The organism is Bacillus sp. N5-665 (assembly GCF_022637375.2).
Lineage (GTDB): Bacteria > Bacillota > Bacilli > Bacillales > Bacillaceae_G > Bacillus_A > Bacillus_A wiedmannii.
In genome coordinates, this window is the sequence record NZ_CP093325.1 from 4103835 (window position 1) to 4126460 (window position 22626).

21 protein-coding genes are annotated in these 22626 nt (G+C 34.3%); 12 read left to right on the forward strand and 9 right to left on the reverse strand.

What is annotated here, in order from left to right; all coding sequences use genetic code 11:
* Positions 1 to 43 precede the first annotated feature (43 nt).
* A complete protein-coding gene (locus tag MNO09_RS23605) occupies positions 44 to 535 on the reverse strand; it encodes a YpuI family protein (protein ID WP_088106975.1) in 492 nt (163 codons plus the stop codon).
* Positions 536 to 557: 22 nt separating this feature from the next.
* Positions 558 to 947, reverse strand: coding sequence for a hypothetical protein (locus MNO09_RS23610; protein WP_000583792.1), 390 nt, complete (start codon positions 945 to 947; stop codon positions 558 to 560).
* A gap of 186 nt (positions 948 to 1133) precedes the next feature.
* Between MNO09_RS23610 and mprF the strand changes: the two genes are divergently transcribed.
* A complete protein-coding gene (gene mprF, locus MNO09_RS23615; protein WP_000010855.1) occupies positions 1134 to 3722 on the forward strand; it encodes a bifunctional lysylphosphatidylglycerol flippase/synthetase MprF in 2589 nt (862 codons plus the stop codon).
* Positions 3723 to 3726: 4 nt separating this feature from the next.
* Here mprF and MNO09_RS23620 read toward each other — a convergent pair whose 3' ends face one another.
* Positions 3727 to 4515: a DUF8832 domain-containing protein gene (locus MNO09_RS23620; protein WP_000232617.1), complete on the reverse strand. Its 789-nt coding sequence runs from the start codon at positions 4513 to 4515 to the stop codon at positions 3727 to 3729.
* Between the two features lie 175 nt (positions 4516 to 4690).
* On the opposite strand from MNO09_RS23620, the gene deoD reads away from it, so the two are divergent.
* From deoD to MNO09_RS23640, 4 genes are all read left to right on the forward strand, one after another.
* Positions 4691 to 5398, forward strand: a complete 708-nt coding sequence (deoD, locus tag MNO09_RS23625; protein WP_000110707.1) for a purine-nucleoside phosphorylase — start codon at positions 4691 to 4693, stop codon at positions 5396 to 5398.
* A 156-nt stretch (positions 5399 to 5554) separates the two neighbouring features.
* Positions 5555 to 7366, forward strand: a complete 1812-nt coding sequence (locus MNO09_RS23630) for a sensor histidine kinase (RefSeq protein WP_000797536.1) — start codon at positions 5555 to 5557, stop codon at positions 7364 to 7366.
* Positions 7367 to 7473: 107 nt separating this feature from the next.
* A complete protein-coding gene (locus MNO09_RS23635; protein ID WP_000806236.1) occupies positions 7474 to 8004 on the forward strand; it encodes a tyrosine-type recombinase/integrase in 531 nt (176 codons plus the stop codon).
* Positions 8005 to 8123: 119 nt separating this feature from the next.
* The gene (locus MNO09_RS23640; protein ID WP_001094861.1) at positions 8124 to 8318 is read left to right on the forward strand and encodes a DUF3924 domain-containing protein; all 195 of its coding nucleotides are present in this window, start codon (positions 8124 to 8126) and stop codon (positions 8316 to 8318) included.
* A gap of 297 nt (positions 8319 to 8615) precedes the next feature.
* On the opposite strand, the gene MNO09_RS23645 is transcribed toward MNO09_RS23640, so the two are convergent.
* On the reverse strand, positions 8616 to 9461 hold the full coding sequence (locus MNO09_RS23645; protein WP_000897339.1) for a DUF72 domain-containing protein: 846 nt from the start codon (positions 9459 to 9461) through the stop codon (positions 8616 to 8618).
* 160 nt (positions 9462 to 9621) lie between these two features.
* On the opposite strand from MNO09_RS23645, the gene MNO09_RS23650 reads away from it, so the two are divergent.
* From MNO09_RS23650 to MNO09_RS23660, 3 genes are all read left to right on the forward strand, one after another.
* Positions 9622 to 10893, forward strand: a complete 1272-nt coding sequence (locus MNO09_RS23650; RefSeq protein ID WP_000937263.1) for an ATP-binding protein — start codon at positions 9622 to 9624, stop codon at positions 10891 to 10893.
* 221 nt (positions 10894 to 11114) lie between these two features.
* The gene (locus MNO09_RS23655) at positions 11115 to 12119 is read left to right on the forward strand and encodes a Gly-Xaa-Xaa repeat protein (protein ID WP_241950060.1); all 1005 of its coding nucleotides are present in this window, start codon (positions 11115 to 11117) and stop codon (positions 12117 to 12119) included.
* A gap of 195 nt (positions 12120 to 12314) precedes the next feature.
* Positions 12315 to 12743, forward strand: coding sequence for a hypothetical protein (locus tag MNO09_RS23660; RefSeq protein WP_070168582.1), 429 nt, complete (start codon positions 12315 to 12317; stop codon positions 12741 to 12743).
* Between the two features lie 126 nt (positions 12744 to 12869).
* Here the strand turns inward: MNO09_RS23660 and MNO09_RS23665 are convergent, their stop codons facing one another.
* Complete coding sequence (locus MNO09_RS23665; protein ID WP_000769285.1) at positions 12870 to 14912, reverse strand: transglycosylase domain-containing protein; 2043 nt, start codon at positions 14910 to 14912, stop codon at positions 12870 to 12872.
* Positions 14913 to 15224: 312 nt separating this feature from the next.
* Here MNO09_RS23665 and MNO09_RS23670 point away from each other — a divergent pair, with 312 nt between their 5' ends.
* From MNO09_RS23670 to MNO09_RS23680, 3 genes are all read left to right on the forward strand, one after another.
* The gene (locus MNO09_RS23670; protein WP_000231452.1) at positions 15225 to 15845 is read left to right on the forward strand and encodes a DUF47 domain-containing protein; all 621 of its coding nucleotides are present in this window, start codon (positions 15225 to 15227) and stop codon (positions 15843 to 15845) included.
* A gap of 11 nt (positions 15846 to 15856) precedes the next feature.
* The gene (locus tag MNO09_RS23675) at positions 15857 to 16855 is read left to right on the forward strand and encodes an inorganic phosphate transporter (protein ID WP_000380274.1); all 999 of its coding nucleotides are present in this window, start codon (positions 15857 to 15859) and stop codon (positions 16853 to 16855) included.
* 117 nt (positions 16856 to 16972) lie between these two features.
* Positions 16973 to 17773, forward strand: coding sequence for a sulfite exporter TauE/SafE family protein (locus MNO09_RS23680; protein ID WP_000455764.1), 801 nt, complete (start codon positions 16973 to 16975; stop codon positions 17771 to 17773).
* A gap of 293 nt (positions 17774 to 18066) precedes the next feature.
* Here the strand turns inward: MNO09_RS23680 and MNO09_RS23685 are convergent, their stop codons facing one another.
* Positions 18067 to 18294, reverse strand: a complete 228-nt coding sequence (locus tag MNO09_RS23685; protein ID WP_000882907.1) for a hypothetical protein — start codon at positions 18292 to 18294, stop codon at positions 18067 to 18069.
* A gap of 170 nt (positions 18295 to 18464) precedes the next feature.
* On the opposite strand from MNO09_RS23685, the gene MNO09_RS23690 reads away from it, so the two are divergent.
* Positions 18465 to 18977, forward strand: coding sequence for a Crp/Fnr family transcriptional regulator (locus tag MNO09_RS23690; protein WP_000600574.1), 513 nt, complete (start codon positions 18465 to 18467; stop codon positions 18975 to 18977).
* A 31-nt stretch (positions 18978 to 19008) separates the two neighbouring features.
* Here MNO09_RS23690 and hmpA read toward each other — a convergent pair whose 3' ends face one another.
* From hmpA to MNO09_RS23705, 3 genes are all read right to left on the reverse strand, one after another.
* Entirely contained in the window at positions 19009 to 20217 is a 1209-nt protein-coding gene (hmpA, locus tag MNO09_RS23695; protein ID WP_000947341.1) for an NO-inducible flavohemoprotein, read from the reverse strand.
* Between the two features lie 159 nt (positions 20218 to 20376).
* Positions 20377 to 20895, reverse strand: a complete 519-nt coding sequence (locus MNO09_RS23700; protein ID WP_000734813.1) for a hypothetical protein — start codon at positions 20893 to 20895, stop codon at positions 20377 to 20379.
* Positions 20896 to 21254: 359 nt separating this feature from the next.
* Positions 21255 to 22610: an RNA-guided endonuclease TnpB family protein gene (locus MNO09_RS23705; RefSeq protein ID WP_000101444.1), complete on the reverse strand. Its 1356-nt coding sequence runs from the start codon at positions 22608 to 22610 to the stop codon at positions 21255 to 21257.
* Between the last annotated feature and the right edge of the window lie 16 nt (positions 22611 to 22626).

Sequence of the window (22626 nt, forward strand, 5' to 3'; positions counted from 1 at the left end):
CAAAAGGAAAAGAAGCTAAGTCCCCTTAGCTTCTTTTTCGCAATTAATATTTGTGTAACATCTTTGTTTGGTAATCCGTCTCATAATATTCTAGTTCTTCACGCATCAATTGGAATTTTCCTTCTAAACTCTTCATCACTTGCTCTATAGATGTTGGTGGCGTTTGTTGAAAAACGATGGAGTTTTCCCCTGTATAGGCAGACCGACTATTTTCATACCAATGATCACTCTTTGGTGAGAAAAACTCTGCAATTACTTGATGATAAATTTTATATAAAATTTTCTCAGCTGCTGTTTTTCGAAATGGCTGGCTATTTAACAAAACAAAACATGCATCATGTCCTTCTTCACAAAAAACGAGAAGACGTCTTATTGATGCTAATAACCCTTTATAATATTGCTCGTTCCCTGCTGGTGTTTCTTCTAATAAAGAAGGCAACGTATGATAATTTACATAATTGGTTATCAAAGTAATAACATCTTCTAAAAACATAGAGACTTGTTCTGTTTGATTTTCAACCATTAGATTAGACATTTTTTCCCTCTCCTTTGCCATTTCACGCTATTTCTACTCTTTTATTTTTATGTAATTCAGCTAATATTTCTTGTACTTTCACCACTGTTCCCTCATCAAAATATTGTTGGAATGCTTCTATATTATTTAAATATAAACGTTTTTGCATGCGATGCTCATTCTCTTTCAGTAAACAACATATCGCTACAATATCCCGTAAATATATGTCTTGTTCTTCTACTTTACATACTGGATTTCCTTCAAAAGGAGTAATTTCTTGTAAAACCTCTTCAAAATATCGAACGTATAAAACGGAAAAAGTTCTCTCTTTATTATTTAATATATATGTCACTTCAGATCTATTAAAGAAATCTTCTGATGTATTAGGTTTTGCTTTCTCTAACTCATATCCCGCATAACCTATTATAATCATCTACTTCCCCTCACTTCCTTCTTTCAATTTATTTTAACTTAATTTTCTGACAAACGAAATACTCTTTTAAATATAACCCATATAAAAAATAGCTTCCCTATACAGGAATTTACCTTTTTATTTTTCTTGAAGTTTGTCATAATAATATTATTGTCTCAGTTTTCTTATACAAGGAGAGTTGTATTTATGTCGTTTTCATGGAAACGTTTCTTACAAATCGGGAAAATTATCTTCCCATTTGTTGTATTAACAATTGTATTCTTTCAAGCAAAAAAAGAATTAGCAGGCATTTCTTTTTTAGAAGCAATCAATACAATTAAAAACATTCCAACCGGAGGAGTCTTTTTAGCAATTACACTTGGTGCATTTGCCGTATCAACAATGTTCTTTTATGACTATGTTATGCTTCGTTATTTAAAAGCTGATATACCAGTCCAAAAGATTTTTCGTATCTCATGGATTGCTAATACTTTAAATGGATTTATTGGGTTTGGTGGTCTCGTTGGAGCTGGTGTACGCACAATGCTTTATCGTCCATACATAAAAGAAAATGGCAAACTTATTAAAAGTATCGCCTGGATGACAACTGCTTTTATTAACGGACTCGCAATTCTTTCTTTCCTCGGTCTTATTGGAATATTAGACACAAGTTTTATTTTGCATGAAAAACCGTGGCTATGGCCTGTTCTTATTTTCTTCGCCCTTTTCGTCCCTATATACATTGGCTTTTCTAAACTAAAAAATAGAAAACCAAAGCAAATCGAAGGGCAAGAAGAAGAAGGAGAAGAAGAGAAAAACCCAACTGTTTTATACTCATTAGTTTCATTAGTTGAGTGGGTATCTGCCGGTATTGTTATGTACGTCATACTAATATTATTTGGTATCGATATCGAATTTCAAAAGTTTTTAGGTGTGTATGTAATTGCTGCTTTAGCTGGTGTTGTTAGTCTTGTTCCTGGTGGACTTGGTTCATTTGATCTTGTCTTTTTAACTGGGCTCGGACAGTATGGCATTGATACAGGCGTATTACTACCTGCCATGTTATTATATCGCCTCGTCTATTATATTTTACCTTTCTGCCTTGGTCTTATTTTTGCAGCTTTTGAAATGACAGGCGTGGCCATTAAAAAGTTTGAAGATAAACCTTTTATTGCGCCTGCATTAGAAACAACTGGTGTTATATGGACTTTGCAGCGTGATTTTCTAGGAAAACTAGGTTCATGGGCCTCTGCTGCTTTAACAGTATTTGCTGGATTAATGGTTATTTTATCGACCATTCTACCGACAAGTATAAACAGAGCACACGCCTTACATATTCTAGCTCCAAAACATCTTATTCAATTTTCTTTTAGCTTATCACTAACATTTGGTATTCTCCTCCTTATCCTTTCACGAGGCATATATTATGGAACAAAGCGTTCTTACTATATGACGATTATTTCTTTAATCGGAGCAGCCATCTTTAATACGCTAAAAGGGATTGATATTGAAGAGACGTTTATTTTATTAATCGTACTCGCTGTATTATATATGCTTCGTAAAAGATTTGTACGCGAGAAAATGGAAGTCTCACTTTCTGATATGGTAAAAGTTTTTATATTCTTACTCATAACTTTATATTTATATAAAAACTTAGGTATTTTATTTGCAGGTGCAAAAGAAGCTTTTAAACCTGATTTTGTCGTTCGTAATATTACGCAAGTGAAACGAAGTGCATTAGCAGCTGCCTTTTTCGTTCCTACATTTTTACTGATTGGCTCACTCGTTGCCAATCGTTATCGAAATGAATTTCCCGGGCAACCAGCTAATGATAAAAGGTTGCAAAACTTTTTAGATGAACATGATGGTAATGTACTTAGTCATTTAGGATTTTTAGGAGATAAACAATTTTTCTTCAGTAGTGATGGGAAAGCGCTCCTTCTCTTCTCTATAACTGGAAAGCGTCTCGTTGTGCTAGGTGATCCAATTGGGGATCCTTCCTCCTACCGTACTGTGTTACAAGAGTTTTTAGCTGAGGCTGATCGATTTGGATACATTTGTGTATTCTACCAAATAGAAAGTAAATGGATGAGTTTATATCATGATTTTGGTTACAACTTCTTTAAACTTGGTGAAGAAGCTGTCGTTGATTTGAACACATTTACAATAACAGGAAAAAAACGAGCCGGTATGCGAGCGACTTTCAACCGTTTCGAACGAGAAGGCTATACATTCTCTATTCATCAGCCACCATTCTCAAACGAATTATTTGAAGAGTTAAGAAAAGTTTCAGATGCGTGGCTCGGCGGAAAAAAAGAGAAAGGTTTTTCACTCGGATACTTTGATCGTGAATATATTAGCCGAGCACCTATCGCTACATTATGTGATGCGGATGGAAAAATCATCGCATTTACAACCTTTATGCCGGTATATCAAGACGGATCATTGTCTGTTGATTTAATGCGCTATTATCCAGATGCACCTAGCGGCATTATGGATGCAATTTTCATCCACCTATTCCAGTGGGCAAAAGAAAATGAATACCACTCCTTTAATATTGGTATGGCCCCACTTTCAAATGTAGGTTTATCGACACAATCTTTCTGGTCCGAACGAGTTGCTGCTGCCATCTTTAATAATGTTCGTTATACGTATAGTTTCAGCGGGCTACGTCATTTTAAAGAAAAATATAAACCAGCATGGAGCGGTAAATATTTAGCATTTAGAAAGAATCACTCTTTACCAATTACAATGCTCTCTGTAACAAAATTAATAGGAAAACGAAAAAACAGCTAAACATTTAGCTGTTTTTTCGTTTTTGAACTTGTACAATAAATTCTTTTTCATATTTCTTACCATTTATATAGAAATCTCCCCATATTTTATACGTTCCTTCTACAGGAAATGTAATACGATATTGTAATTGCTCATCTGTATCAACAGGTATTGCGTATAAAAAGTTTTCTCGCGTTTCGTCCACGATATAGAGCGCCTCTACTTCTCCTCTCTCTGAATGTAATTTCAATTTGTCACCCTTTTTCGCTTGGAATTGAAATGTTAACGTCGCTGGTTCATTCGGATGCAATGCACCAAATAAAAGAGAAACTTCATACTCCCCTATTTTTTTTGTAAGTACACTGTCGATTGGAAATTTTACTTTTTTCTTATTTTTCTCCTCTATTTCTCTCCCAAAATCTTTCTTCGCAAATGATTTCACAGATTTGTTTTTGTCTTCATATAAAAATATTGTATATCCTTCATCTTTCGCTATTTTGGAAGATACCTTATAGGATCCATTTCCTGCAAATGTAGGTTTCATTTGTTCTACATGCTTTAATTGTCCGTCTACAATAACTGCCCGAATTTGATCATTCACACCACGAACTTCGTTATTTTTATTATTTAGTAATTGAAACGAAATATCTACTTTCTCATTTCCTTTTCCATTTGACACATCCCATTTTACTTCCTGAACATCACCTACAGTCTCTGTAGTTTCCTGATACTTTTTTATGTAAAATCCGCCTACTACAATAAATAGCAAAGCAACAAGTCCAATGACAAGATTTTTCAAAACATCACCTACCATTTTTATTGTCTCTGTTCATACAAAACTTCTTACATATATATTCTAGATTATGATTTATGAAATCCTCCTGCTTTGCACATATTACAAATAATTAAAAGATTTTAATTGAAAGGATTGATAGTGTATAATGCAAATGATATTGATTTCTATCAATACATTATAAGGAGGACTTTTCATGAGTGTACATATTGAAGCAAAACAAGGCGAAATTGCTGAATCTATTCTATTACCTGGTGATCCATTACGTGCAAAATATATCGCTGAAACATTTCTAGAGGACGTTACTTGCTATAATAACGTGCGTGGTATGTTAGGTTTCACTGGAACTTATAAAGGAAAACGCGTATCTGTTCAAGGTACAGGTATGGGTGTTCCTTCTATTTCTATTTATGTAAACGAATTAATCCAAAGCTACGGAGTTAAAAATTTAATTCGCGTTGGAACTTGCGGTGCCATTCAAAAAGACGTAAAAGTACGTGACGTTATTATTGCAATGACAGCTTGTACGGATTCTAATATGAACCGTTTAACATTCCCAGGTTTTGATTTTGCACCAGCTGCAAACTTTGATCTTTTAAAGAAAGCTTACGATGCTGGAACTGAAAAAGGCTTACACGTTCGTGTTGGTAACGTTTTAACAGCAGATGTATTTTACCGCGAAAGCATGGACATGGTTAAAAAACTTGGAGATTACGGTGTACTAGCAGTAGAAATGGAAACAACTGCTCTTTACACATTGGCAGCGAAATACGGTGTAAATGCGTTATCTGTATTAACAGTAAGCGATCACATCTTCACTGGTGAAGAAACAACATCTGAAGAGCGTCAAACTACATTTAACGAAATGATTGAAATTGCTTTAGACGCAGCAATTCAACAATAATACATTAAAGAACTCGTCATACGTCTGTCGAGTTCTTTTTATGTGACTTTTTATTAAAAACTACTTTCGGAAGAGACAGATTTTCTCCTCTACTTTTTTGTATCGTTTGTTATAATTAAGAAATCATTTACAGTATTTCTCACAAGAGGTGACGCAGTGAAAAACAGAAGTATCGTCTTTAAACTATTTTTATTAACATCAACATTATTTACAATCATATTCCTCCTTTTTTTCTTAGGACAATCTCTATTTTTAGAGAAATTTTATATTAATAAAAAAGTAAAAACAGTTCAAACTGCTTTTGAAAAGTTCGTAAATACTTACGAAAAAAGTGGTAAAACTTATGAGGAAATTCGAAAACTAAAACAAGAATTTCATGATAAAACAAATGCTGAAATGCAGTTTTTAAATACGAACGGCATTATTAAAAGCGACAATAATTTCTACATTGATGTAATTAACCCTAAAAATAATAAAGCATATTCCATTCCACTCAATAATGTTTTAACACCCGAAGAATATAATAAATTCGAAAACTTAGGATTGAAAAAAGATGGAGTGATAAACGTCGTCGGTTTTTTACAAGATTCCACCATAACACCACTAGAATTGACAACAAACTATAATCGATGGCAAAACGAAAATATCAACTCAGATTTTCAATCCATTAATGGAAACCCTGCTAAAAATAGACTTACAAACCGATCCAAAACTGTGACTCAAATTGAGTTTACTGGTATCGTATCTAAGTTACAGCTTCCATCCAAAGCGGATGTTCGTCTTGCAAATGATTTTGAAACATTACAAGCCGTTCAATATTTTGCAGAGATTATTAGAAATGGCACTGCTAACTCGCAGCAATTAAACACTTATATAATAGACGGTGGAGAGAATATAAAAAATAGTATCTTTGTAAAACCTATTGTGGAAAATGGGAAAATTACAGAATACGCTTTTGCGATAGCGTCTTTGCAACCTGTTAATGAAGCGATGCTCGTTTTAAAGGATTATTATGTCTATGCCTTAATCATCGTTTTTCTCGTAATTATTTTGTTATCTTTCTACTATTCAAAAATCATTGTGAAACCATTAATTAAAATGAATCGTGTTACAAAGAAAATGGCCAATTTTGATTTTAGCGAGAAATTACCTGTGACAGCAGACGATGAAATTGGCGGGCTTTCCGGCAGTATTAATACGTTATCTGTAAACTTAAAAGACCGAATCGATCGATTAAATGTTGCCAATACAAAATTGCAACAAGATATTGAACGTGAACGTCAATTGGAAAAAACGCGAAAAGAATTCATTTCTGGTGTATCACATGAATTAAAAACACCACTCAGTGTAATTAGAAGTTTCGCAGAAGGAATTAAAGATGGCGTTAGTAAAGATACGACGTATTATACAGATGTTATTTTAGAAGAAACCGAAAACATGAACAGACTTATTGTTGAAATGTTAGAATTAGCAAAACTAGAATCTGGTACGTATAAACTAGATATGACGACATTCTCAATCGGTGAATTAATTCAACAAGTCTATACAAAGTTATTATTTAGCATGGAGGAAAAGCATTTACAAGTGAACATAGATGTAGACTCTTCTATATTTGTTAAAGCGAATCGTAGTCGTATTGAGCAAGTCGTTGTGAACTTACTTAGCAATGCAATTCGCTATACGCCAGATGGAGAAAAAATACAAGTCTCCGTTATAGCAATGGAAGATACGGTAAAGGTCGAAATCGAAAACACAGGAAACCCTATCCCTGAAGAAAGTCTTGAAAAAATTTGGGATCGTTTCTACCGATTAGATGCATCTCGTAGCCGTCATACTGGAGGTACTGGTCTCGGGTTATCTATTGTAAAAAACATTTTAGACCTCCACCATGCCGAGTACGGTGTATACAATACGACTAATAGTGTTGTATTCTACTTTAATTTACAAAAAGTAAAAGAAGTCAAATAATTTGTCTTAATTTCACTAGGAGTTCACATGAAATTCACACTCTCCCTTTATAGTTAGAAACAAGTTAATCCTTTCCTTTACACACATAAAAGAGGAGAGTGCGTGAAATGAAACAAGCAGGACAACCTATTCAAAATGAAAAACAATTAGAAACTATCAAAAATATACTTTTACAATCTTCGAAACGTGATGGCTTATTATTCGTATTAGCTGTAAATTCTGGCTTAAAAGTAAGTGAAATCTTACAATTAAAAGTTAGTGATGTAATCGATGAAAATGAAAATGTTCGCCATTCCATTTTATTTTACAATGAAAAAGTAAAGAAACATAAATGGTTTGCTGTAAATGAAGACCTACAGCACGCGATCGAAGACTACATGAAAGAACGGAAAACTTGGAAACGTAATGAACCATTATTAAAGTCTCAAAAAGGAACGAAATCTATTACGAGACAACATGCATGGTACATTTTAAACAAAGCTGCAAAAGAAGTTGGATTAGAAGGGATTAGCTCACATACACTTCGAAAAACTTGGGGATATTGTGCATACAAATCAGGTGTTGATATCGCATTTTTACAACACTTCTTTGATCATAGTACTCCATCAAAAACTTTAAAGTATATCGGTATTGCTTAATAACTCTTATACATAAAAAAGGTTACCATTTATAAATGGTAACCTTTTTTATGTTTCACATTCTCTTTTCTTGTCTCTCCTATATTGTAGTGGTACTCTAATAGTAAGGGGGAGAAATTATGAACACATTAACAATTGAATTACCGAAAGAAACGGCTGAAAAACTTGATTTATTAAAACAAGCTTATGAAAAGAAAACAGGTGCTTCCATTTCTGAAAGTACTCTTGTTCAAACACTTATCTCAAAAGAATTTATCCAAGCGATAACTCCTTTTGATTTACAACAATTCGTCACTGGAAAAGAACAGCATTAATTGCTGTTCTTTTTTTTGATACTTTATTAGGAGTTTACTAGCATTCTCCCCCGAAAAACTTCTTTGCTTCAGCCAAACCTTTTATCAGGAATCTTCCTACCCGTTACTGTCTCATAAAAAGTTTTTTATTTATTTTTCGGAAAACTATTGACAATGATAATGATAACCATTATCATTTATTACGAAGCCAACAATTGATGAATCAACCAAACGCTCAGTAACATTGTTACCCCTCTTTTTCATATAGAAAGGCACTGTACATTCCCCCTGTTTGTACAGTGCCTTTCTTGTTTATTATCATTCAAACAAATTTAATTGCTCAGGCTTCGGCTCACCATATGTAATGTTCATCATTTTCATAAGCTGTTTCGCATTATCCGCTGCATCTCCGCCCGAATTATTGTTAAATAGTACATATATGTCCTTTGTCTTCTTTTTTAATTGCTCTAATCTTTCTACCCATTCTTCTAATTCTTTATTGTTGTAACGATATAAGCAACGAACCGCTCTCCAATTTTCCCCTTTATCAAGCCACCCATGAACATTCCTACCGTGAAAACGTATAAGTGCCATGTCTGAATTCGTAGCCTCTAACACGAGTGGTACCGAACCTATTCCAGCCTGTGGTTCATCACAAATGGTATGAATCCATTTCCCATGTTTTAGAAACTGTATCGTCTTATCTTTCATTTCGGGATAAAACCATGTTTGATTTCGAAATTCTATGGCACACGGTAAACCTCCCATTTTTTCTTTCGTATATCGAAGGAAATCCACATTTTTCTTTTTACAATCAAACCATGGTGGATATTGAAATAAAATCATTTTTAATTTATCAGCTTCTATTAAAGGCAGAATAGATTGTTTGTACACATCAAACATCTCGTCGAACGTAGAAAAAGGGATTTCACCTTTCATATGTCCCGTCATCCCTTGATATGCTTTTACTATAAAAGCAAAATCTTTCGGTGTTTCCATTGCCCATTTTGTATAGTTTCGTGCAGGTTGCATCGCATAAAATGAACTATCCACTTCCACTATAGGAAAATACTCACTATATGTGCGTAATTTATTTCTATTTTCATAGGGATCTATATATAAAGAATCATGATCTCCCCACCCTGTCACTCCAATGAAAAGCAAATATATCCCTCCCTTTTTAACTTCACCTTCTATTCATTCTACTCACTTCCCGAACACTTCAGCTAATCAATTTTATTAAGTAGCCCCTTCTTTCAGAGTATCCGTATAAAAATATGATATACTAGATGGAAGAATTTTTAAATTGAGGGGTTATTTATTTATGCTTCCAAACGATGATATTGTATCTCATGAAAAACGAATAGAAGAATTAGAAAATAAAGTACGTTTTTATGAAGAACTTGTGAATCAATTACCACATCATTTCACATACAAAAATCCACATATTGGTTTACAAATAAAGAAAACGAGAACGACTCATTCCATTCAAAACATAAAAAAAGAGAATAAAGAGGCTGATTTTCAACTTACTTGCGATTCATTATTTTTATTTGAGCAACTTGAAACATACTTTATTCATATTTTTGATGCTTTTTCACATCATGTAACCTTTGTTAATGCTAAAGGAAATATCACTTTATGTAATCAAGCTGCAGCAGATGATTTTGGTGTAGTACGAAATGATATAATCGGAAAGCCAATTCAACAATTACTACAATTGCCAGAAGAAAAAATTAAAGCTCTCGAAACATTAAGAACGGGAACAGAAATATATAATGAAGAAGTATTAGACAAAAACTATGGCATTTTAAATAACCGAATTATTCGTGATTATAACGGAGAGATTTTTAGAGTTATTAGTGTCTTTCACTATTTAAACACAGAACGTGATGCAGAGAAATTTTCTTTAGCAGGGCGAATTGCAGCTGGGATTGCACATGAAGTACGTAATCCTCTTACAACCGTACGAGGTTATTTACAATTTTTACAAGAAACTGTTTCTCCATCTAATAAAGAATTATTTAAAAACTTACTTATTCCTGAATTAGACCGCGCAAATAGTATTATTACAAAATTTTTAGCTATTTCAAAAACACGCGAATTTACAAGAGAACCGTTTCCTATTAATACATTTTTACGTGAGTATATTCAACAGTTACTAGCTAGTGAAGTCTTTTTACATAACATTTCAATTGATTATAATTTTTCTACCGAATTAGATGATGTATTAGTCCATATTGATCGCCATGAACTTGTGCAAGTTTTTTTAAATCTATTTCAGAATGCTGTCGATGCTCAAGGTGAAAAAAAACTTTCTATCCAAATTACTAGTTATCGCCTAGATAATTTTGTTCGTATTACTTTCACTGATAATGGAATTGGTATTCCAACAGCCATTCAAGAGTATATCTTTGATCCATTCTTCTCAACAAAAGATTCGGGCACAGGACTGGGCTTGTCAGTAACGAAGAAAATTATTCAAAATCATAACGGTACATTAAAAATGACCAGTAATCAAGATGGTACAACTTTCACTATTTCAATTCCAATTTTACCTAAAACAACCCTTGAAAGATTAAATGACTACAAATGAGGTACTCCTCCACAAACTGCATGCCAATTGTTAAATACCTACAACAATTGGCATGCAGTTTTTTATGTTGAATTTTTCGTCTTTACATTATATAAACCTTCTCTTTATCTTACTTATTTTTGCTAAGAGGGCCAATGTCTTATTTTTTTAGAAACGGTAGTTTGTCCATCACGAATTTAGTATAAATTTCATTTTAATATATAGTAACGACTATTGATTCTATGAAAGAAAGGAATGAAAAGATGAACAATAAAAATAAAGGAAAAGTATTTTATGGTAATGATTGTTGCGAAGTCAGAGCTTGTAGTTATATTAACATCTCTAAGTCCGAACTTACAGAATTCGTTAGACTTCTTCAAGCTCTTGGCCAAGCTATTCAAGCTGTCTTTCAAAACCCTTCTCAAAATAATATCGATAACTTGATTGCTGCCCTAAATAACCTACAAAAATTCCTCAATTGCTTAGATTTATCTCCAGCACAAAAACAAATTGGAAATTCTATTATCGCTAATCTATTAACTATTTTAAAAACAAAACCTTTCTCATGCGGAGCATTATATGTTGAGCTACAAAGCCTGCTTAATTATTTATTGTATATCGCTAAATTATTCAAAGTAGATTGCTACACTATCGACAAACTAGTTAAACTCATAACAGAGATCCAAACTATCCTAGTTCAGTACGGATCAGGTTGCCTTGGAGGAGGAGCAACAGGAGCTACTGGTGCTACTGGACCTCAGGGAGCTCAAGGTATTCAAGGACCAGCGGGTGCTCAAGGTCCAGCGGGTGCTCAAGGTCCGGCGGGCGCAACAGGTGCAGCGGGCACTCCAATTCCTGTAACTATCGCAGCTATCGGAAACTCAAATCCACAAACTATATCCCCTGGAACAAACATCCAATTCAATCAAGTTTTTGAATTAACTAATATCTCTTTCAACGATACTTCAGATACTTTAACAATTTTAGAAACAGGCGTATATGATATTAGTTTCTCAGCGTCTACAACTTTCCCAGGATCTTCACCATTTGGATTCGGTATTTCATTCAATGTCCAACCACCTAATCGTAACTTCTCAACTAACGTTATCGGTAGTGCTGTTTCTTTCTCTACAATCGTTACTTTACAAGCTGGTACAACGATTGCTGTACAGCCTACAGCAAATACTATTTCTATTCCTAACACAGGTGATACAACTGCAACACTATCCGTATTCCGAATTTACTAATTTTCAATCAATAAGTATATTTATAATAATATGTATCGTTTAACCGTGCATTAAATCTCTCTTTATATAGAAAGGAGCACTTATTTGGGAGGATAAGTGCTCCTTCTTTACGTTTCTTTACCTCAAATTTACTCTGTCTTAATCCTCATTTTGTATGATAAATAGTGAAGTCAAAGATATGAAAGAGGGATGAAAATGAGAGTTATGTCACTAATACGCATTTGGTTTGCTCTTATGGTATGCATTATTTTATGTGTAGGATTTTTTTTAACTCTAAAATATTCCACTATATCAAAAGCAGAGAGAAAAACTGTTCCATACAAACTTTTGTATACAAAACAAAGCAACATCCCTTATTCCAATATCACAAAGAATGAAAAAAAGGTTATAAAAGGAATGCTTATTACGAAAGCTTCTAGTTCCGAAGCGTTACTTCAAATTGCTGAAACGATTAAAGATCAGTATACAAATAAAAAAATCGATGAAATCACACTTTCTATCCACAATGAAAATAATGGTAATTACGAAGAAGAATTACTTTACGAGCCTATTAGTAAAGGAAAAATAATCGTCACATACGATTCTCAATCCTTTGGCAGTACAAATGTTACACTTAACGAGTAATACTATTTATCCCAATTGATATGTGCTAACAACTCGTAGAGATAGATACAGCTCCTCCCACCGATTAAAAGTTCACTTAATTTCTCATACGAAAAAGAGGCGAATTTCGTTATTCGCCTCTTTCTTTTACCAAAATGAAGGAATCCATTCTTTCACTTTATCAATCCACTCTTGTTGCTCTTTTTTTCTTTGTTGTTCCTCTTCTTTTCTTCTCTTCTCTTCTTCTTTTCTTCGTTTTTCCTCTTCTATTGTATTCAATTGTTTTTTATAATCGGCCTCAGATATGAGCGATAACTGGAATGCTTTTTGAGCTGGATTGGCATTCGCTTTTTTCATAATATCCCGGAACATTGTCGTCGTAATTTGACTTCCCCCCGGAACATAATGATCACTATCTGTTTTATCATATCCTACCCAAATCGCACCTACTAAATCTGGTGTGTATCCAACAAACCATGAATCCTTTGCACCGGCGCTTGGTCCATTTACAATTTGAGTAGTTCCTGTCTTACCGGCCGTATCAACATTATTAACTTTCGCCTTTTCGCCCGTTCCCTTTTCGACAACACCTTTTAATAAATATGTCATCTTTTGTGCAATTTTCTCGCTCGTCACTCGTGTCTCTTTCTTATACCACTTTCCAATTGTTTCGCCTTCAGCATTTTGTATCTCTCTAATCGCATGAGCTTCCACTTGAACACCGTCATTTGCAAATGTACTGTATGCTTGAGCCATTACAAATGGAGAGGTCCCAACATGCATCCCGCCTAAAGCAATTGGATACGTACGATCTTCTGGCACTAATGGAATACCAAATCGCTCTAAAGATTTCAATCCTTTATCCAATCCAATTTGTTCCAATAGCCAAACAGCCGAAACATTGTACGACTTTGCCACAGCTTCATACATTGTCACATCACCGTGAAAAGTATGATCACTATTTTGCGGTTTATATTCTTTAATATTAAATGGTTCATCTTTTAATATATCATATACTTCATACCCTTGCTCTAACGCTGGTACATATACAGCCAGAGGCTTTAACGTTGATCCAGGTTGTCTTTTTAATTGGGTTGCATGGTTAAACTGTAAAAACTGATACGGTCCTCTACCCCCAACTAAAGCTGGTACACCACCTGTTTTTGGATTCATAAGAACTACACCCGTTTGCATAAGCTGGTCTGAGCCATTATCTTTGAAATAACTCTCATTATTCACAACGTCTTCTACAGCCTGTTGTCTTTTCGGATCAAGCTCTGTATAAATACGATAACCACCTGCTAAAATTTCATTTTGTGTTAATTCGTACTTGTCCATAGCTTCCCTAACAATATAATCTACATATTGAGAGTATTTCCCCTTGTATTTATCATCCACACCACGTTTTAACACAAGACCGCTCTCTTTTTCTTTATTATACTGTTCGTCAGAAATATATCCTTGCTCTTTCATTAAACTTAATACAACATTACGTCGTTCGATTGACTTATTAAAGTTTTTATAGGGCGAATACGCAGACGGTGCTTTAATCAAACCAGCAATCGTTGCAGCCTCTGAAACCGTTAAATCTTTTACATCTTTATCAAAATAAGATTTAGCTGCCCTTTTTATACCCCAAGCCCCTTCACCAAAATAAATTTGGTTCATATACATTTCAATAATTTCATCTTTCGTATACGTACGCTCTATTTTTTTTGTTAAAAAATATTCCTTTATTTTTCGAGAGTATGTGCGGTCTTGTGTCAGAAATACATTTTTCGCAAGTTGTTGTGTAATTGTACTTCCCCCTGCTACAACTTCTCCTGCTGTAATATTTTTAAAAACTGCACTTATAATTCCACTATAGTAAATACCGTGATGGTTAAAAAACTCCTTATCTTCTACTGCAACAATTGCCTGAACCATAATGTCAGGAATATCTTTCCTTTTAACACCTTCTGTTTTAGAAGAAGCTAATTTAGTCGCAACTTCATTATTTGCATCATAAATTAAGGTCGGTTGCGGAACAGCTTGTTTTAATTCAGATATGTCTTGAATGGAAATTATTATATTTATAGCAATAAATAGAGTAGCGAGTAAACTCCCTAATACAATTAATGAATTACGAAGTTTCTTCCTCTTGTTGAACCACTCCTGCATTTTTTTCAAGTGAGTGTTCTTCAATTTCATTCGTTCACTTCCTTCGTTTGTTTACACTCTTCTTTTCAAAAGGAAGAATATACCTCCTTTTAAATTTATTATAATAACGTAGTCGTTCCTATAGTGTAAAGCTTTTCTTTCACATTCATACTTTTTGCAAGAAAAGGACATTCTACAAGTAAGATATTCACTATTGATTATTAATATTATTAATACAACAATGAGAGTTATGTTAAGTTTTTGTAAACTTTTCGATAAAATGTTTTAAAAAACGACAGTTTTTTGTTAGAATTGACTAGCCAATATATTTTACATATATTACTTTTGTGGGGGTAACTAATAATGGTATTTAAATCAAAAAAAGATAAATTTTCTGAAATGTTAATGAATGTTTCCGAAAATTTAAAAGAAGGCGCGCAGTTTTTCGTGGAGTATAAAATTAAAAATGCTAGCGATTTAAAAGAGTTTTCTATGCGCATGAAAGAGTATGAGTCAAAAGGTGACACATTTATTCACGAAATCATTATGGAGCTAAACAAAGCGTTTATTACTCCAATTGAACGTGAGGACATCCTACAACTTGCAATGAGTATGGATGATGTATTAGACGGATTAGATCATAGTGCTGGTCTATTCGAAATGTATTCTATTACAGAAGCTGATGAATACATGATTAAATTCGTTGAAGCAATTAATCAATGTGCGATTGAGATTGCAAATTCTGTTGAACTACTGTCTAAAAAGAAGTTAGTCGACATTCGTACGAACGCAATTAAGATTAAGGATTACGAATCACAATGTGATGATATTCGCCGTCATGCGATTAAGCACTTATTCTCTCGTGAGAAAGATCCGATTAAGATTATTCAATACAAAGAGATTTACGAAGAGCTTGAAGAAGTAGCGGATAGCTGCCAAAGCGTTGCAAACGTATTAGAAACAATTATTATGAAGAACGCGTAAGGAGTTTGATCATGGATACACTCTTGATACTGACCGTTTTAGTAGTCATTTGCGCTTTAGCTTTTGACTTTATCAATGGATTTCACGATACAGCAAACGCTATTGCAACGGCTGTTTCAACGAAAGCTCTAAAGCCTAGACATGCAATTATTATGGCAGCTATTATGAACTTTTTAGGTGCGATGACATTTACAGGTGTAGCAAAAACGATTACAAAAGATATCGTTGATCCATTTGCCTTGCAAAATGGTTCTCTTGTAATTTTAGCTGCTTTGCTTGCGGCAATAGCTTGGAATTTAATTACTTGGTACTACGGTATTCCAAGTAGTTCTTCGCATGCAATTATCGGCTCAATCGCAGGTGCAGCTATCGCTGCTGCCGGTATTAGCTCATTAAATCTTAAAGGGTTCATAAAAATTCTTGAAGCTTTAATCATTTCACCGATTATCGCTTTTGTTATTGGTTATATCGTATACAGTATTTTTAAAGTGGTCTTTAAAAACTTTAATTTAACGAAAACGAACAAAAACTTCCGTATATTCCAGATCTTCACTGCAGCATTACAAGCTTATACACATGGTACGAATGATGCACAAAAAGCAATGGGAATCATTACGATGGCTCTTATGGCCAATAACTATCATACTTCTGACGACATCCCGTTCTGGGTACAATTATGTTGTGCAATCGCAATGGGTCTTGGTACTTCTGTCGGCGGATGGAAAATTATTAAAACTGTCGGTGGACAAATTATGAAAATTCGTCCTGTAAATGGGGTAGCTGCTGATTTATCATCATCACTTGTTATTTTCGGCGCAACATTCATTCACTTACCGGTTAGTACAACGCACGTTATCTCTTCTTCTATTTTAGGGGTTGGTGCTTCACATCGTGTGAAAGGTGTAAAATGGGGAACTGCAAAACGTATGTTAATTACATGGGTTATTACACTTCCTATTTCAGCTTCGTTAGCTGCATTATTTTACGCTTTATTACACTTAATCTTTTAATTAAAAGTCGTCTTCCTTATTTTTCTAGGAAGACGACTTTTTTGTGAACAAACCTTTTTCTTATTAAAAAGCGTGTATAATAATTGGTGGATAAGTTATATAGAGGAGTTGGAAATTTTGGAATACATCATGTTACTTTTCATCGGATTAATCGCCGGGACAGTCGGGAGTCTAGTCGGGCTTGGTGGCGGAATTATTATTGTTCCGTTATTAATCGGATTACACAGTCTATCACCACAACTTGCAGTAGGAACTTCAATGGTAACAGTCGTTTTTACAGGACTATCTTCCACCCTTACTTATATGAAGCATAAACGAGTAGATTACAAAAGTGGACTTATTTTATTTATCGGGAGTGGCCCTGGTGGTATCATCGGCTCATGGGCAAACAAATTTTTAAACCAAGATACATTTTCTTTATATTTTGGGATTTTCCTTATTTTTGTCTCCATTCTTCTTATGTTACGAGACAAATTAAACCCCCTTTCTTTATCAAATATGACGGTAATTAAGCGTTCTTTTACAGATAACGAAGGAAACACTGTACACTATCAATTTCCACCGCTTCTCGCTATCTTTATCGCCTTTATAGTTGGTTTTATATCTGGGTTATTTGGAATTGGCGGCGGTGCCTTACTTGTTCCAGCAATGATGCTACTTTTTGCATTCCCAGCACATATTGCTGTAGCAACTTCGATGTTTATCGTATTTTTATCAGCAATTGTAAGTTCTGCAACTCACATCTCCCTTGGAAATGTCAGCTGGGTTTACGCATTAATTCTTATTCCTGGTGCATGGATTGGCGGAAAAATCGGGGCTTATATTAATACAAAATTAAGTGGTAATGCCGTAATTAATTTATTACGTATCACATTAATTATTCTCGGAACTAGATTAATCATCACTTCTTTTTTATAACGCGTTCTTTTTAGAATGCGTTTTTCTTATACACATGAATATAAAAATCCTCCTAAGAGAACAAATAAAATTAAACAAACACATAATAACATATAATTGGAAATATGTACTTTCTTCAAGTTGACCACTCCTATAACTGCGACTGTTATCTTTATGATAGCGAAAAAATAATTCACTTGCAGTTACAAAGTGCTAACAATGCAAAATCATTTATTACAAATTTTATCCTTATATTTCATTTCTTTGTATATTCTATCGTTTTAATAAAAAAAGATGTCATATTGACATCTTTTTTAGTGAAGAAGTGACCATCCCATAAAATCCTCATGTACTTGGCACGCCCTCTTATCATTTCGATCATATAATTCAGCATAACTATCTGTTTCTTCATCATAAGCCATCGTATAAATAATTTGGCCGTCTACTTCAACGGATAACACGACTCCACCTTTCATCTCTTCTACATGAATGATAGCATTCGCCGGAATTCTCATATCCGTCATTTTTATCGCATCTAACAATATACTAAACCCCCTACAGCGTATTCATTGCTAGTACTATTACACACTAAATAGTATACTACTGTAATAGCATATATTTCGTCAATGAAATTGCTGTTTAAATAGCATATTGTCTTTATACATATACGCTAAAATAGAAGAAATAGAAATGTTTAAATGGGGGGCTAACATTGATTCTACACAAAGGAGATGTACTATTCCGTCAAGGCGAGGACGGTCCTTTATATTTTATAAAAACAGGTTTATTAAAAGTAGTACGGATAGAAGAAGATGGAACACCATTTCTATTCAACATTATCGTTCCAGGTGAAACGATACCTCACCATTCTTTAATTTCACCGAAGGAATATCACGGTACAGCAATCGCTTTAATGAAAACAGAAGTTGAACCTATAATTAGTAATGAATGGTACGATCAACTTCAGGCAAATCCTGCATCATATGCGAATATCGCTATGCAACTACAATCAAAATTAAGAATGATGCAACAGCGTATCGATCAATTGACAACCGTCTCTCCGAAAGAACGTCTACATCGTTTACAAGAATGGTTCACACTATATTTAGGTGACATTCCTATATATGAAATATTAACACAAACTGAAATCGGTCAACTCATAGGTATACGCCGTGAAACAGTAAATCGGCTGTTAAGAGAACAAATAAAAAACGAGGTAAAATAATACCTCGTTTTTTCGCTTATTCAAATCCATTCTATTGTAAGCTTGCTGCTGGACCGAAAAATTCATAATAAATATGCTCTTGTTTCACACCTAAATCAGTTAGTGCAGCATTTATATGTTTCATAAATGGTACTGGACCACAGAAATAAAATTCTGCTTCAGTTGTCGGAATGATAGTTTGTAACCATTCAGCTTCAATGAAACCTTCTTTATCAAAGTTCTTCATTTCCAAGTCTTTTTCAGTTGGTGCAGAATAGCAAGTGTATGCTTTAACTTGTTCGTATTCATTATCTACTGCCTCAACGTGTTCTTTCATTGCATGTGTATTACTATTTATCGCTGCATGAACAAAACATACATTACGTTTTGAGTTTTTTTCAATTAACGTATTTAGCATACTCATCATTGGTGTAATACCTACTCCACCACTAATTAGCACAACTGGTAATGTTGAATCCATATTTAATACGAAATCTCCTGCTGGTGCACTTACCGGTAACATATCCCCTTCTTCTACATGATCGTGTAAGTAGTTAGATACTTTACCGTCCGGTGTATCTACACCTTTTTCTTTCTTTACACTAATACGATAATATTCTTTTCCAGGAGCATCTGATAAACTATATTGACGATTATGTGTATACGTTTCACCTTCTATGTTTATTTGAATCGTTACATATTGTCCTGGGATGAATGAAGAAACTTGCCCTCCATCCTCAGGTTTTAAATAAAATGATGTAATAACGTCGCTTTCCTTCACTTTTTTAACAACCACAAAGTTACGGAAATCTTTCCATCCACCTTCTTTATGTGCCGCTTCTTCATACATCTCTGCTTCAATGCTAATGAATGCATCAGCAATGACACCATAAGCTTCGCCCCATGCATTTAAAACTTCATCAGGTGCACCTGCGACCTCTTTAATTGCACGTAGTAAACATGTACCTACAATTGGGTAATGCTCTGCTTTAATACCTAAACTTCTATGCTTATGACCAATTTGTTTTACAACTGGAATAATAGCTTCTAAATTATCAATATACGTTGCAGCTGCATAAACAGCATTCGCTAGCGCTTGTTGTTGTCTTCCCTTTTTCTGATTTGTATGGTTGAAAATATTCAATAACTCCGGATGTTCCGAAAATAAAATTTGATAAAATCTCGTTGTAATTTCAACGCCTTTTTCTTGTAATAATGGTACTGTTGACTTTACGATTTCAATTGTTTTTGCACTTAACATTGTATCCCACTCCTCTATTTCCTTAACTGTTTTTAGTTTAACTGAATTGTATAGTACATATTGTGATTTTAATCACTATTAACACGGTGTTTTTGTGAATAATATATGAACATTGCACTTACAAAAGAAAATAAGCCAACTAGAATTCTAGCTAACTTATTATTTGGACTGTATAGCTTGTTCAATTACCCTTATATCTTTCCCATCTCCAAACTCTGTATACCCCCAGATGTTCGTTTCACCTCTATATTTATTTACAATAATATCTAAGTCATGGTATATACGATGTGCATAAACTACATACTCAATATTTTGAAGTTCCACACCTTTTTTTACAATTTCATAGCTTCTATTTACATCACGTTTTATTTTTTCATTCTTTATTTCTGTATGTATATTTTTTAAAGACGATTCTTGTTGTTGAAACCATTGTTTAAATTGGTTCCAGTCCCCTTCTGTATAATTCTCTGCTTTACCGTAATTTAAGAAATTATTATAACTTTCATGCGTCATACGAATAAAATCTAGCACTTTTGTCTCTTCTTGCACATCTTCTATTTGGGCTATTGTACTTACCTCAGCAGGCTTATTCGCATAATGTAATAGCAATTTCATAAGACTATAGCTCGCAATGATCATTACGATAATAATCCCGAATACAATTAACAATTTCTTCATATACAGAACTCCTTCTCTACTAAAAATATTACAATGTATGACTATACTTGTAACATTCTCTCGTAGAAGTATAATTCCTTTGTCAACTACCCCCACTGAGTTGACACGTTTCAGTGGGGGCTTGAGTTAGAAATCTAGGTCTTTTCAGACAGTTTGACGCTCTAGCATTCATGCCACCCTACGGTAACACCCCAAGTATGTTTTTGGTTGGTACTGGCAATGAACTATTGTTTTCCCACTTGCACCACCCTTTCGAAAAAGAGCAGTTCTTCCTTGTGAAAGAAGCCACCACTCAGATGAATCCGGCGTGTGCTACAAGCCCCGACAAGTCGAGTACACATGGATGGTTGACGCACCCACTAAGCTATGCGCGAAGCAACAGCCTTACGTTTTTGCACTTCTAATAGAATCGGCGTTTTCACTTTGAGAGTGTCATCCAATTGTACAACTCTTGATTTTTGCAATGTATTCAGCGCACCATTAATATCAGCATGGATACATGTTCCTGCTTTACTTTGATACAGACCACGAGTGATTCGTTTGCCACTAAAGCGATAATGAATCCTATCATCCTCAGACCAAACTGGAACCGGATCTTTATCAAGAAAACTAGCTTTTGAAGTATAGCTTTCTTCTTGTTTTAAAAATCGTATACCTTCTTTTACACACTTATTCTCAATCGCTGCCATCAGTTTATGAAATGGGATTTGAACAAATGTTTGATTATTCTTTTTTCCCATATCTGATTTTTGTTTCCAGCCAGCGTTATACCCTACGACAACCGTATCTATGCCGAATGCTTTCACTTTTTTAAACAACAAACCTACCGTTTGTGAAATGTAACCGTTTATTTGTCGTTCCCGTTTATGCCAAAGTGCAGCCATTCTATTCGTTACAACACGTTTTGAAAGTCCATTGTCCATATTTTTCAGTTGCAGATTACGTATCATTTTGTTGAAGTATTGGTTTATGGATTTTAATTTTTTTCCATCAATTAAGAATGTATCACCCGTATTTATTACACAACTTACTAATCTGTCTACACCTAAATCGCAACTCAAAGCGTTACTAGTAGTCGTGGATGGCTTCTTCATTTGAGAAACGTGCATTTCATATGTGTAATGCACCTCAAAGAACCGACCTTTTTGCTTTGGTACAATCTCAATGTAGGAAATTTTTTTATTTCTTAAGTTTTTAGGCATACGTATTTTAATGGAACGGAATTTTTTTCTGAATGCTACATTCATCGGAATCATCCAAAACCCGTTATCATCCACTTTTGGAACTTGATAGATTTCAATGATTCGTTTGTCAGTTGAACGAGAATAATTCGGAAACTTAGGACGACCTGTGAACTTCTCAGGATTTTTCTTCCACTGTTCCCATGCTTTAAAAAAGCTCTTCACTTCTGTAAATAAGGCTCTACGAATCGCTTGAACAGAGTTTGATTGCATGCCCGAGTAGTTCATATCGGCTTGCATGGCAGTGTCCACTTCTTTTACAGTAGCCATTTTGTTATTGTTCAAGTAACTTTGTTTCATCGTGTACAATCCAACATTTCGCAATGCTTTTGAACTATGTGACATGCGTTGCAGTAAGCGAAATTCTTTTGCAGTAAGGCACGCTCGTCCGATATTCTGTTTCTGCGTGAATCGTTGCATGTTTTCTCTTTTCTTTTGTTTGCGCAATACTTTCACTGCTTTCTTTCTAGCCATTGTTTTCACCACCTTT

Excerpts from the sequence above, each read along its gene's own strand:
- MNO09_RS23605 (WP_088106975.1), bottom strand. The coding sequence starts at position 535 with ATGTCTAATCTAATGGTTGAAAATCAAACAGAACAAGTCTCTATGTTT.
- MNO09_RS23610 (WP_000583792.1), bottom strand. The coding sequence starts at position 947 with ATGATTATAATAGGTTATGCGGGATATGAGTTAGAGAAAGCAAAACCT.
- mprF (WP_000010855.1), top strand. The coding sequence starts at position 1,134 with ATGTCGTTTTCATGGAAACGTTTCTTACAAATCGGGAAAATTATCTTC.
- MNO09_RS23620 (WP_000232617.1), bottom strand. The coding sequence starts at position 4,515 with ATGGTAGGTGATGTTTTGAAAAATCTTGTCATTGGACTTGTTGCTTTG.
- deoD (WP_000110707.1), top strand. The coding sequence starts at position 4,691 with ATGAGTGTACATATTGAAGCAAAACAAGGCGAAATTGCTGAATCTATT.
- MNO09_RS23635 (WP_000806236.1), top strand. The coding sequence starts at position 7,474 with ATGAAACAAGCAGGACAACCTATTCAAAATGAAAAACAATTAGAAACT.
- MNO09_RS23640 (WP_001094861.1), top strand. The coding sequence starts at position 8,124 with ATGAACACATTAACAATTGAATTACCGAAAGAAACGGCTGAAAAACTT.
- MNO09_RS23650 (WP_000937263.1), top strand. The coding sequence starts at position 9,622 with ATGCTTCCAAACGATGATATTGTATCTCATGAAAAACGAATAGAAGAA.
- MNO09_RS23655 (WP_241950060.1), top strand. The coding sequence starts at position 11,115 with ATGAAAGAAAGGAATGAAAAGATGAACAATAAAAATAAAGGAAAAGTA.
- MNO09_RS23660 (WP_070168582.1), top strand. The coding sequence starts at position 12,315 with ATGAGAGTTATGTCACTAATACGCATTTGGTTTGCTCTTATGGTATGC.
- MNO09_RS23665 (WP_000769285.1), bottom strand. The coding sequence starts at position 14,912 with ATGAAATTGAAGAACACTCACTTGAAAAAAATGCAGGAGTGGTTCAAC.
- MNO09_RS23670 (WP_000231452.1), top strand. The coding sequence starts at position 15,225 with ATGGTATTTAAATCAAAAAAAGATAAATTTTCTGAAATGTTAATGAAT.
- MNO09_RS23675 (WP_000380274.1), top strand. The coding sequence starts at position 15,857 with ATGGATACACTCTTGATACTGACCGTTTTAGTAGTCATTTGCGCTTTA.
- hmpA (WP_000947341.1), bottom strand. The coding sequence starts at position 20,217 with ATGTTAAGTGCAAAAACAATTGAAATCGTAAAGTCAACAGTACCATTA.
- MNO09_RS23700 (WP_000734813.1), bottom strand. The coding sequence starts at position 20,895 with ATGAAGAAATTGTTAATTGTATTCGGGATTATTATCGTAATGATCATT.
- MNO09_RS23705 (WP_000101444.1), bottom strand. The coding sequence starts at position 22,610 with ATGGCTAGAAAGAAAGCAGTGAAAGTATTGCGCAAACAAAAGAAAAGA.